We start from the raw sequence: 11,769 nt of genomic DNA on the forward strand, positions 1-11,769 counted from the left end.
GGGTCAGCGAGCTCGAGGCCGACTGCGACACCTACCTGGCCTCCCTCGAGAAGCTCCGCTCGTTCATCCTCCCCGGAGGCACACCCGGCGCTGCTCACCTCCACGTCGCGCTCACGGTGGTGCGCCGGGCAGAACGGTCGGTGTGGGCCGCCATCGAGGCCTACGGGACCGAGCCGGGGACGGCCCGCGGTGAGGGTGGCATCAACCCGACGACCGCGACCTACCTCAACCGCCTGTCCGACCTGCTGTTCGTGCTGGCCCGCTACGCCAACCTCCCCGGAGGCGACGTGCTCTGGGCACCGGGTGGCGGCCGTGAGCAGCCCCCCACCCCGTCCTGACGGCGGGTCAGGCGACGTTGGCCTTGTACCCGGGCGGGCTGGACTCCAGCCATGCCCGCACCGCCGTGTAGGCCGCCGGCACGAAGGCGAACTCACACGTCGCGGCGCCGGAGCTCCCGAGCACCGCGACCGGGTCGGCGAGCCCGGGAATGGGGTCGCTGAGCGGGGAGACCGATCCGAAGTCGAGCTGACCCCGCACCCAGGCCACCTCCGGTCGCAGCGACGGCCCGACGATGCTGAACCACTCGAAGCGGTCCGAGCTCAGCCGCGCCAGACCCAGGCGCCACCGATCACCCTCCCCGTCGCGCCGAGCACACAACATGACCGGGCGGCCATCCCCTGAAATGTACCGACGGCGCGCCCACACGAAGGTGAGCGCGCCGACGATGACCAGCACGATGAGGGCGAGGACCACCTCGGCGACGACGAGTGGCGTCATGCGAGCGGTCCTCGGCCCTCGATGTCAGGAACTCATGCCAGAGGCGTCGACCGACTCCGCGATGATCGTGACGCGGTCGTGGTCCACTGACAGGAAGCCGCCGTCGATGGTCGCCGACTTCCAGCCACCCTCGCCGTTGATCCGCACCTCGCCCTCGCCCAGCACGCACAGCAGCGGCTGGTGACCGGGCAGGATGCCGAGGTCGCCGTCGATGGAGCGGGCGCTGACCTGGCTCGCCTCACCCTCCCAGACCTTGCGGTCCGCGGCGACGAGCTCGACCGTGAGAGCCATCAGAGGTTCTTCTGGATCTCGGCCCACTGGCGCTCGACGTCGTCGAGGCCACCGCACATGAAGAACGCCTGCTCACCGACATGGTCGTAGTCGCCGTCACAGATCTTCGTGAACGCCTCGATGGTGTCGGCCAGCGGCACCGTCGAACCCTCGATGCCGGTGAACTGCTTGGCGACGTAGGTGTTCTGCGACAGGAAGCGCTGCAGACGACGGGCACGGTTGACGAGGATCTTGTCCTCTTCGGAGAGCTCGTCGATACCGAGGATCGCGATGATGTCCTGGAGCTCCTTGTTGCGCTGGAGGATCCCCTTGACGCGAAGCGCGGTGGTGTAGTGGTCCTCCGCGATGTAGCGACGGTCCAGGATCCGGCTCGTCGAGGTGAGCGGGTCCACGGCCGGGTAGATACCGAGCGAGGCGATCTCACGCGAGAGCTCGGTCGTCGCGTCGAGGTGCGCGAACGTCGTGGCCGGAGCCGGGTCGGTGTAGTCATCGGCCGGCACGTAGATCGCCTGCATCGAGGTGATCGAGTGGCCACGCGTGGAGGTGATGCGCTCCTGGAGGGTGCCCATCTCGTCGGCGAGGGTGGGCTGGTAACCCACGGCCGACGGCATCCGGCCCAGAAGCGTGGAGACCTCGGAACCCGCCTGGGTGAAGCGGAAGATGTTGTCGATGAACAGCAACACGTCCTGGCCCTGGACGTCGCGGAAGTACTCCGCCATCGTCAGAGCAGACAGGGCGACGCGAAGACGCGTGCCCGGCGGCTCGTCCATCTGGCCGAACACGAGGGCCGTCTGCCCGAGGACGCCGGCCTCCTCCATCTCGACCATGAGGTCGTTGCCCTCACGGGTGCGCTCACCGACACCGGCGAACACCGACACACCACCGTGGTCGCGGGCGACACGGGCGATCATCTCCTGGATGAGCACCGTCTTGCCGACACCGGCACCGCCGAACAGGCCGATCTTGCCGCCCTGCACGTAGGGGGTCAGCAGGTCGATGACCTTGATGCCGGTCTCGAACATCTGGGTCTTGGACTCCAGCTGGTCGAACGGCGGCGCGGTGCGGTGGATGCCCCAGCGCTCGGTCGCGGTGAAGGTCTCGCCCGGGGCGAGGTTCATCACCTCACCGGTGGTGTTGAAGACCTTGCCCAGCGTCTGGTTGCCCACGGGCACCGAGATGGGGCCGCCGGTGTCCTGCACGGGGGTGCCGCGCACGAGACCGTCGGTGGGCTGAAGGGAGATGGCGCGCACCATGTTGTCGCCGATGTGCTGCGCGACCTCGAGGTTGAGGTTCTTGGTCTCGCCGCCGATCTCGACCTGGCTGGTGAGCAGGTTGTACTGCTCGGGCATGGCGTCGACGGGGAACTCCACGTCGACGACGGGGCCGATGATGCGCGAGATACGCCCGACACCGCCGACGGCGTGAACCTCGCTGCGCTCGCTGAGGGTTGAAGTCATGATCTCTCTCTCACTCACTTGCTCTCGGCCAGGGCACTGGCGCCGCCGACGATTTCGCTGATCTCTTGGGTGATCTCGGCCTGGCGGGCCTGGTTGGCCAACCGGGTGTACTTCTTGATGAGCTCCTCGGCGTTGTCCGTCGCCGACTTCATCGCCCGCTGGCGGGCGGCGAGCTCGGACGCGGCGGCCTGGAGCATGCAGTTGAACAGACGGGCGTTGACGTACTTCGGCAGCAGCGCGTCGAGCACCTTCTCGGCCCCGGGCTCGAAGGTGTACAGCGGCAGCAGGTCATCCGGTGCCGGTGCCTCCTCGCCCTCGACGACCTCGAGCGGGAGCAACCGAATGACCTCGGGCTCCTGGGTGACCATGGAGACGAACCGGGTGAAGACGATGTGCACCTCGTCGATGCCGCCCTCCTCGGTCGGGGTGGTGAAGTCGGCGACGAGTCGCTCGCCGACCTCACGGGCCGTCTCGAAGCTCGGGCGCTCGGAGGCGCCGCTCCACTCGGCGGCGAACTCGCGGTGGCGGAACTTGTAGAAGGCGATCGCCTTGCGGCCGAGCAGGTAGGGGACGACCTCCTTGCCCTCGTCACGCAGCGACGCGATGAGCCGCTCGCTCTCCTTGATCGCCGACGAGCTGTAGGCACCGGCCAGGCCGCGGTCGGAGGTCATGATGACCACCGCCGCGCGCTTGACGTCCTCCTTCTCCGAGGTCAGCGGGTGGTCCTCGTTGGAGAACGTCGCCACTGCGGAGACCGCCCGGGTGAGCGCCCGCGCGTACGGGCTGGACTCACGCACGGCCTGCTGCGCCTTGACGACGCGCGAGGCAGCCATGAGCTCCATGGCTCGGGTGATCTTCTTCGTCGAGCTGACGGCACGGATGCGGTTCCGGTACTCCCGGATCTGCGCTCCCATACGTTTCCGCCTTCCTGGTTCTTCTGCTCGTGGGCCGTGTGGCCGGGTCGGTGCCGGGGCGCATCACGCCCCAGCATCCGATCTAGCGCTTCTGCTTGACGATCTTCTCCTGCTCGGACGCCAGCGCCCGGGCAGCAGCCTCGTCCTCGGCCTCGTTCCCCGCCTGGATGCCGTCGGCACCCGAAGCCTGGAAGAGCTTGGCCTTGAAGTTCTCGATCTCGGAGTCGAGCGCCTGCTCGGTCTCCTCCTCGAACTTGCCGGTCTCGCGGATCGCGTCGAGCAGCTCGACGCGGCTGCGACGCAGGTGGTCGAGGAAGTCGGCCTCGAAGCGGCGGACGTCGTCGACGGCGATGCTGTCGAGCTTGCCGGTCGTGCCCATCCAGATCGAGACGACCTGCTCCTCGACGGGGTACGGCGAGGCCTGACGCTGCTTGAGCAACTCGACGAGGCGAGCGCCCTTCGCGAGCTGGGCACGCGAGGCGGGGTCGAGGTCGGAGGCGAACATGGCGAACGCCTCGAGCGCGCGGTACTGGGCGAGGTCGAGCTTGAGGCGACCCGCCACCGACTTCATGGCCTTGATCTGCGCGGCACCACCGACTCGGGACACCGAGACACCCACGTCGATCGCCGGGCGGACGTTGGAGTTGAACAGGTCCGACTGGAGGTAGATCTGGCCGTCGGTGATGGAGATGACGTTGGTCGGGATGTAGGCCGACACGTCACCCGCCTTGGTCTCGATGATCGGCAGGCCGGTCATGGAGCCCGCGCCGAGGTCGTCGGAGAGCTTGGCGCAGCGCTCGAGGAGCCGGCTGTGCAGGTAGAAGACGTCACCCGGGTAGGCCTCGCGGCCCGGCGGCCGGCGCAGCAGCAGCGACACGGAGCGGTAGGCCTCGGCCTGCTTGGACAGGTCGTCGAAGACGATGAGGACGTGCTTGCCCTGGTACATCCAGTGCTGGCCGATGGCCGAGCCGGTGTACGGGGCGAGGTACTTGAAGCCGGCGGAGTCAGAGGCCGGTGCGGCGACGATGGTCGTGTACTCCATCGCGCCCGCCTCCTCGAGCGTGCCGCGGACGGCAGCGATCGTGGAGCCCTTCTGGCCGATGGCGACGTAGATGCAGCGCACCTGCTTCGTCGGGTCGCCGCTGTCCCAGAACTCCTTCTGGTTGATGATCGTGTCGACCGCGACCGTGGTCTTGCCGGTCTGGCGGTCACCGATGATGAGCTGGCGCTGGCCACGGCCGATCGGCGTCATGGCGTCGACGGCCTTCAGGCCGGTCTGCAGCGGCTCGTGCACCGACTTGCGCTGCACGACGTTGGGCGCCTGGAGCTCCAGGGCGCGGCGCTCCTCGCTGGCGATCTCGCCGAGGCCGTCGATCGGCGCACCGAGCGGGTTCACGACACGGCCGAGGAACGCGTCGCCCACGGGCACGGAGAGCACCTCGCCGGTCCGCTTGACCTCCTGGCCCTCCTCGATCGCGGAGAACTCACCGAGGATGACGACGCCGATCTCGTGGACGTCGAGGTTGAGCGCCAGGCCCAGGGTGCCGTCCTCGAACTGGAGGAGCTCGTTGGTCATCGCCGAGGGCAGGCCCTCGACGTGCGCGATGCCGTCGCCGGCGTCGGTGACGCGACCGACCTCTTCGCGCGCGGCTGCGCCGGGCTCGTAGGACCGGACGTAGCTGTCCAGGGCGTCCCGGATCTCGTCCGGACGGATCGAGAGCTCCGTCATGTTCTGATCTTCTCCTCGGTCACCGGCCCCTGGTGGGGCCGAAGTCTGTGGTCGGTGGTGCGGTGTCTTGCGGTGTACGGATGCCGTGCGTGGACGTGCGGTGTCAGCTGCCGGTCACGTGGCGGCGGGCTTCGTCGAGGCGCCGCAGGACGGTGCCGTCGACGACGTCGTCGCCGACCTGGACCCGGATGCCGCCCATGACGGTGGGGTCGAGGACGACCTGGAGGCTGACGGCCTTGCCGTAGTGCGCCTCGAGGGCGCTGCGCAGCCGGGCACCCTGCTGCTCGGTGAGGGGCGTCGCCGCGGTGACGAGCGCGGTGAGCTCGTCACGACGCGTCGAGGCCAACGCGAGGTAGGCCTCCATGGTGCGGTCCAGACGGCGTCCGCGGGGGGCGCGCACCGCCTGCTCCGCGAGGCGGACCGTCTCGGGCGCCGCCTTGCCTTCGAGCAGACCCCGCACGAGAGCGGCCTTGCCGTTGCCGTCGGTGTTGCGGCTGGAGAGCGTGTCCCGCAGAGCGGGGTCGCCGGCGACGATCCGCTCGAAGCGGAAGAGCTCGTCCTCGACCCGGTCGATGTGACCGGCTCGCTCGGCCGTGGCCAGCAGGCACTGCACGGCTGTGGACTCGAGCGTGTCCGTGAGGTCACGCTCGGCGGACCAGCGCTGCCCTGCGACCTCGGCGACCAGGTTGGTGGTGGTCTCACCGACCTTGCCCCCGAAGACCGCACGGGCCAGGCCCTGCTTCTCGGTGGTGCCGCGCGAGGGGTCCGCAAGGGCCCGACGCAGCGACGCGTTGCCGTCGACGACCGCGGTCACGGCGAAGAGCTCATCCGCGAGCGGCGCCCAGGACGACCCCTGCGCCAGCACGGCGTCGAGCGCCGCCTGCACCGCGGTGGCCGAACCTCGCGACGAGCCGCGCATCAGGCGTCCTGCCCCGCCGGGGCAACCTTCTCGGGGACGATGTCGCCGGCCTCGAGGTCGGCGAGGAACCGGTCGACGATGCCCTTCTGGCGCACCTCGTCCTCGAGCGACTCGCCGACGATCTTGCCCGCCAGGGTCGTCGACAGCGTGCCGACCTCCTGGCGCAGCTGGACCACGGCCTGCTGGCGCTCGGCCTCGACCTGACGCTTGGCCGACTCGGAGATGCGGGCTGCCTCGGCCTGGGCCTGGGCACGCATCTCCGCGACGATCGACGCGCCCTGCTCACGAGCGGACTCGCGGATCTCGTTGGCCTCGGTGCGAGCCTCGGCGAGCTGGGCGTTGTACTTCTCCAGGGCAGCCTGGGCCTCGGCCTGCGCCTGCTCGGCCTCCTGCATGCCGCCCTCGATGGCTGCGGCACGCTCGGCGTACATCGCCTCCATCTTGGGGACGACGCTCTTGGAGAAGATCCTGTAGAGGATGGCGAAGGCGATCAGCCCGATGATGATTTCGGCGGGGTGCGGCAGCAACGGAAGTGCTGCCGGCCAGCCGACACCCTCGGATGCCTTCACGGATGCGAGAACCACGTCGCTTCCTTATCTGTCGATCGAACGGGGGGTCGTCGGTGCGTCAGCCTGCGAAGACGAAGACGAACACGAGACCGAGGATCGCGAGCGCCTCGGTGAGGGCCATACCGGTGAAGGCGATGGTCTGGAGCATGCCTCGGGCCTCGGGCTGGCGAGCGACGCCGTTGATGTAGGCGGCGAAGATGAGACCCACACCGATACCGGGGCCGATGGCGGCGAGGCCGTAGCCGAGGAAGGTGATGTCACCAGTCATTGCGTTTTCCTTTCGGTGGCGCCAGGGGCTCCCGGCGTCGGAGTGTTCATCAGGTGGTTGTACTTACCGGACGGGTCCGGGAGATCAGTGGTGCTCGCTCACCGCGTCGGAGATGTAGAGCGCGGCGAGCAGGGTGAAGATGAACGCCTGGAGGAACTGCACCAGGAGCTCGAAGAAGGTCATGACGATGCCGAAGCCGAGGCCGAGCACGCCGGAGAACTGGACGAACAGGTTGCTGCCGTGCAGCAGCAGGTACTCGCCGCCGAGGATGAAGACGAGCAGCATGAGGTGGCCGGCGAGCATGTTGCCGAAGAGTCGCAGGGCGAGCGTCAGCGGCCGGATGAGGAAGTAGGTCAGGAACTCCAGGATGAACATGATCGGCTTCAGCCAGCCGGGCAGCCCGGGGGGCACCAGCGACTTGAGGTAGCCGACGACGCCGTGCTTCCGGCGGATCGCCACGGTGTGGTAGACGATGTAGACGATCAGGGTCAGCACGATCGGGAACGCGATCCGGCTCATCGAGGGGAACTGCACGAACGGCACGATCCCCATGATGTTGTTGAACAGGATGAGCGTGAACAGCGTCAGCAGCAGCGGCAGGAACTGCAGGAAGTCCTTCGACCCGATGACGTCGCGGGCGATGGTGTTGCGCACGAAGTCGTAGCTCTGCTCGGCGATCCACTGGCGCTTGGTCGGCACGATGGTCAGCTTGTTGACCACGCTCATGTAGTAGATCGCGATGATCACGACAGAGGCCATGACGACGAACGAGGGACGGGTGAACGCCCAGTTGCTCGTGTCGCTGCCGATCAGCGGCCACCAGAAGGACTCGGGGCCGGGGGCCTGGAAGCCCTCGCCGTCGGTTGCGGCGATACCGCTCTGAAGCCAGTGTGCGGGAACCACGCTCAGGCTCACAGCCTCTCCTCGGGGGTTGCACAGGCGCCATCGACGGGCACCCGGGGGAACGGGACGTACGCTACCGGACCCGCGAGGGTGGCCGCGACGCAGGTCGTGGGGGTTTCGATGCGTCTCACCGTGCGGCGCCGTCGGCCGCGGGCGGGTCGTACACGGGAACACGTGCGGTGCGCAGGGCGCGCATCGCGAACCCCTGCCACACGATCGTCACGACCAGGGCCACGATGCCCAGGGCTGGCCCATCGACCCACGCAGCGTCCTTGAACGCCAGGATGACGAGCAGCAGGGCGATGACCTGGCCGAGGTAGACCGCCATGGCGACGGCGAAGAACGCGTGCGGGCTGGCGCTGCGCACGAGCCTGCTCAGCAGGAACATGCCGGAACCGAAGAAGCCCACCGAGACGACGAGGCCGATGAGCGCACCGGCCAGGGCGTCTCCCCCACGCACGACGACCAGGGCCACGACCGTCAGCACCCCGGCGACCAGCGAGGGCAGCAGGGCCCCGCGGAGCATGGCACCGAAGGGGGCGCCGGCGTGCGGCTCGGTGCTCGTGGAGCGGTCGGTCATCGGCGATCGGCCTCTTCGGGGGTCGTGACGGATAGGTCTCCGGGACGGCTTGTGAAAGTTATCACAAGCGACGGGTACAGCCCAAAAGGGCGCTCAGACCCGCCGCGTGACGATGACCCAGATGGTGCGGGCGATGATCTCGAGGTCGAGCACCGGCGACCAGTTGACGAGGTACTGGAGGTCGTAGCCCAGCTTGTACTCGGCGTCGGTGTGGTACCGACCGTGGATCTGGGCCAGGCCGGTCAGCCCGGGCGGCACCTCGTGACGGCGGGTGTACCCCGCGATGTCCCGCTCGAAGCCGGCGGTCAGCTCAGGACGCTCGGGGCGCGGCCCGACGATGGACATCTTGCCCGTGAGGATGTGCAGGATCTGGGGCAGCTCGTCGGCCCGGGTCGCCCGCACCCAACGGCAGGCCGGGATGACCCGCGAGTCGGCCTTGCCGGTCGAGAGCGTCGCCACACCGTCGGCCTCGGCATCGGTGCGCATCGTGCGGAACTTGACCATGTCGAACGGTGCCCCACCCACGCCCACCCGGGTCTGGGTGAAGAGCACCGGCCTCCCGGCCACCGCGAACTGGTAGAGCGACACCGCCACGAGCAGGACGATCCACACCGGAGCGGTGACGAGGAGCAGCACGAGGTCGAGGATCCGCTTGAAGTGCCGCTGCGAGCTCGGCATGGTCTGCGCGTGGAGGAGGACGAACGGCATCCCCCCGATCTCGCGCAGCCGATCGAGACCGAACAGCGTCTCGCGACCGGTCACCCGCAACAGGGTGGTCAGGCCCAGCTGGTCGAGATGGTCGATGGTCTTCGGGTACCAGCTGTCCAGCCACGCGCCGGTGACGAGCAGGACGTCGGTGGCCCGCAGCTCACGGGCGACGTCGACGACGCCCGCCGGGTCATCGACCTCCGCGACGACGACCAGCGCCCTCGCGTCGACGGCAGCCAGGTGCCTCCGGGCGAGCTCGAGGTCACCCTGCTCGCCGGCGATGACCACGCGCGGAGGGCCCTCACGACGCGTCCGCAGGGCGTGCACGACCGCGCGGTTGATCGCCACGACGACAGCGCCGAGCACGATGACGGCGAGCAGGTTGGGGATCGGGAACGGCAGGACCCGTTGGGTCAGTGAGCCCCGCTGGTTGGCCAGACTCGTGAGGGCGAGGTTGAGCAGCGCGATGAGGCTGCCGGCTGCCAGCGACAACCCGGCAGCCCGTGGGAACACGGCGGCACCGCCCAGCCGCGGCTCACGTTCGTAGAGCCCGCCGAAGTAGAACGCCGAGATGAAGATCGCCGTCGAGACGGCGAACGACACCGCATAGGCACCCGTCGGGTACGTCGGCCAGGGTGGCAGCCCGTAGCGCCACCACATCGACCCCACGGCCAGGCCGAGGATGGCGGCGCCGTCCAGCAGCATGACGAGCCGGAACCCACGGCTGTTGAGCCGGGCCAGGATCGGCCGGTCGGTGCCGGGGCTCGGTGTGGACACGAAGATCCGAGGTCTCAGGCCTGTGCCGCACCCGCGCGCGGGTAGGCCGGGAAACGCCCGACGAGCTCGCTCACCTGGGCCCGCACCTCGCGTGAGACCGCGTGGTCCGGGTCGGCGTCACCGTGCACGACGGCCTTGGCGATCAGTTCGGCGATCGTGCGCATCTCGTCCTCACCCATGCCCTGGGTCGTGACGCACGGCGTGCCGACGCGCACCCCGGAGGCGATGTTCGGCGACTGCGGGTCGAAGGGAATGGCGTTCTTGTTCAACGTGATCCCGGCGGCGTCCGCGCGTGCCTCGGCGTCGACGCCGGTCACCTGAACCGGCTGGAGGTCATGCAGCGACAGGTGGGTGTCCGTGCCCCCCGTCGTCGGGCGGATGCCGTGCTCCCCCAGCGTCTGCGCGAGGACCTTGGCGTTGGCGACGACCTGGCGGGTGTACGCCGCGTACTCAGGCGTCGCACACTCCTTGAAGTTGACCGCCTTGGCGGCGATCGTGTGCATCTGCGGCCCGCCCTGCATCATCGGGAAGACGGCCCGGTCGATGGCGGTGGCGTGCTCGGCCTTGCAGACGATGGCTCCCGAGCGCGGGCCGCGCAGCACCTTGTGCGTCGTGAACGACACGACGTCCGCGTAGGGGACCGGGCTGGGGATGGCACCGCCGGCGACGAGGCCGATGAAGTGTGCTGCATCGACCCAGAAGATCGCCCCGACCTCGTCGGCGATGGCGCGGAACCGGGCGAAGTCGATGAGCCGCGGGATGGCCGAACCGCCCGCGAGGATCACCTTGGGGCGGCGTTCCTTGGCCAGGCGCTCGACCTCGTCGTAGTCGATGTTCTCGGTGTCCTTGTCGACTCCGTAGTGCACCGCGTCGAACCACTTGCCGGAGAAGGACATCTTCGTGCCGTGGGTGAGGTGCCCGCCGTGCGGCAGGCTCATCGCGAGGATCGTCTCGCCGGGCTTGAGGAATGCGCCGTAGACGGCCTGGTTCGCGCTCGCGCCCGAGTGTGCCTGCACGTTGGCGTGGTCGGCGCCGAACAGCGCCTTGCAGCGCTCGATCGCGAGCGACTCGGCCTTGTCGACCTCGGAACAGCCGCCGTAGTACCGGCGCCCCGGGTATCCCTCGGCGTACTTGTTCGACAGGGTCGAACCGAGTGCCGTCAGCACCTCGGGGCTGGAGAAGTTCTCGCTCGCGATCAACTGGAGGCCGCCGCGCAGCCGGTCGAGCTCGCTCAGCAGCACCCCCGCGATCTCGGGGTCGAAGGCGTCGAGGGCGCCGAAGTCGGATCCGTAGAACGTGTCAGTCATCGTCGCTGCTCTCTCGCTGCTCACTGGCGGTGGGGGTTTCGCTCGCGGCGGGCGGATCGGACGCGTCCGCCGCGTCCTCGTCGCCCGACTCCGGGCGCGACAACTCTAGGGCGTCGGCGCGCGCACGCTCGACGACGTCCATGACGTCCGACGTCGCAAGGGCTCCGACCCGCAGGATCACCGGCTCGTCTCGGGTGCAGTCGACGATCGTCGATGCCAGGCCACCGGTGACGGGCCCGCCGTCGAGGTAGAACTCGACCGCCGCGCCGAGCTGGCTGGCCGCCTCGACGACGGTGCGCGATGCCGGGTGGCCGGTGCGGTTCGCGCTGCTCACCGCCATCGGCCCCACCTCGCGCAAGAGCTCCAGCGCAACCGGGTCGTCCGGCATCCGCAGGGCGACCGTGCCACCGGTGTCGCCGAGGTCCCACATCAGGGACGGCTGGGCGCGCAGGACGATGGTCAGCGGGCCTGGCCAGAAGGCGGCGACAAGTGCTCGCGCATAGTCGGGCACGTCCGTCGCGAGCCCGTCGACCGTGCGCGCATCGGGGACGAGCACGGGAGGCGGCATGT

The 11,769-nt window shown here is 69.0% G+C and carries 14 protein-coding genes; 1 reads left to right on the forward strand and 13 read right to left on the reverse strand.

Going from position 1 to position 11,769, the window contains the following annotated elements; all coding sequences use genetic code 11:
- Nucleotides 1-338 (forward strand): ATP:cob(I)alamin adenosyltransferase (locus PLL68_RS09070; protein WP_324533446.1); only part of this gene is annotated, 338 nt, incomplete at its 5' end.
- Nucleotides 339-345: 7 nt separating this feature from the next.
- Here the strand turns inward: PLL68_RS09070 and PLL68_RS09075 are convergent.
- The 13 genes from PLL68_RS09075 to PLL68_RS09135 all read right to left on the reverse strand — a co-directional run.
- A complete protein-coding gene (locus PLL68_RS09075) occupies nt 346-777 on the reverse strand; it encodes a DUF2550 family protein (protein ID WP_324533447.1) in 432 nt (143 codons plus the stop codon).
- 24 nt (nt 778-801) lie between these two features.
- Complete coding sequence (locus PLL68_RS09080) at nt 802-1,071, reverse strand: F0F1 ATP synthase subunit epsilon (RefSeq protein ID WP_324533456.1); 270 nt, start codon at nt 1,069-1,071, stop codon at nt 802-804.
- Nucleotides 1,068-2,525, reverse strand: coding sequence for a F0F1 ATP synthase subunit beta (gene atpD, locus PLL68_RS09085; RefSeq protein WP_324533448.1), 1,458 nt, complete (start codon nt 2,523-2,525; stop codon nt 1,068-1,070). Before atpD ends, PLL68_RS09080 begins: the two co-directional genes overlap by 4 nt.
- A gap of 14 nt (nt 2,526-2,539) precedes the next feature.
- Nucleotides 2,540-3,439 (reverse strand): F0F1 ATP synthase subunit gamma, encoded by a 900-nt coding sequence (locus PLL68_RS09090; RefSeq protein ID WP_324533449.1) that lies wholly within the window; start codon nt 3,437-3,439, stop codon nt 2,540-2,542.
- An 82-nt stretch (nt 3,440-3,521) separates the two neighbouring features.
- Nucleotides 3,522-5,168 carry a F0F1 ATP synthase subunit alpha gene (gene atpA, locus PLL68_RS09095; RefSeq protein WP_324533450.1) on the reverse strand — a complete coding sequence of 549 codons (1,647 nt, stop codon included), beginning with the start codon at nt 5,166-5,168 and terminating at the stop codon, nt 3,522-3,524.
- A 103-nt stretch (nt 5,169-5,271) separates the two neighbouring features.
- Nucleotides 5,272-6,087 (reverse strand): F0F1 ATP synthase subunit delta, encoded by an 816-nt coding sequence (locus PLL68_RS09100; RefSeq protein WP_324533451.1) that lies wholly within the window; start codon nt 6,085-6,087, stop codon nt 5,272-5,274.
- Nucleotides 6,087-6,671: a F0F1 ATP synthase subunit B gene (locus PLL68_RS09105; protein WP_159900441.1), complete on the reverse strand. Its 585-nt coding sequence runs from the start codon at nt 6,669-6,671 to the stop codon at nt 6,087-6,089. Before PLL68_RS09105 ends, PLL68_RS09100 begins: the two co-directional genes overlap by 1 nt.
- A 43-nt stretch (nt 6,672-6,714) precedes the next feature.
- Nucleotides 6,715-6,924 (reverse strand): ATP synthase F0 subunit C, encoded by a 210-nt coding sequence (gene atpE / locus PLL68_RS09110; protein ID WP_159900443.1) that lies wholly within the window; start codon nt 6,922-6,924, stop codon nt 6,715-6,717.
- An 84-nt stretch (nt 6,925-7,008) separates the two neighbouring features.
- Nucleotides 7,009-7,839: a F0F1 ATP synthase subunit A gene (atpB, locus tag PLL68_RS09115; protein ID WP_159900445.1), complete on the reverse strand. Its 831-nt coding sequence runs from the start codon at nt 7,837-7,839 to the stop codon at nt 7,009-7,011.
- 115 nt (nt 7,840-7,954) lie between these two features.
- Complete coding sequence (locus PLL68_RS09120; RefSeq protein WP_324533452.1) at nt 7,955-8,407, reverse strand: Cg1360 family ATP-synthase-associated protein; 453 nt, start codon at nt 8,405-8,407, stop codon at nt 7,955-7,957.
- Between the two features lie 93 nt (nt 8,408-8,500).
- Entirely contained in the window at nt 8,501-9,892 is a 1,392-nt protein-coding gene (locus PLL68_RS09125) for a sugar transferase (protein WP_324533453.1), read from the reverse strand.
- 14 nt (nt 9,893-9,906) lie between these two features.
- Entirely contained in the window at nt 9,907-11,199 is a 1,293-nt protein-coding gene (gene glyA / locus PLL68_RS09130) for a serine hydroxymethyltransferase (RefSeq protein WP_324533454.1), read from the reverse strand.
- Nucleotides 11,192-11,769 (reverse strand): L-threonylcarbamoyladenylate synthase (locus tag PLL68_RS09135; protein ID WP_324533455.1); only part of this gene is annotated, 578 nt, incomplete at its 5' end. The genes PLL68_RS09135 and glyA, both read right to left, overlap by 8 nt.

The organism is Ornithinibacter sp. (assembly GCF_035443565.1).
Taxonomy (GTDB): Bacteria; Actinomycetota; Actinomycetes; order Actinomycetales; family Dermatophilaceae; genus Fodinibacter.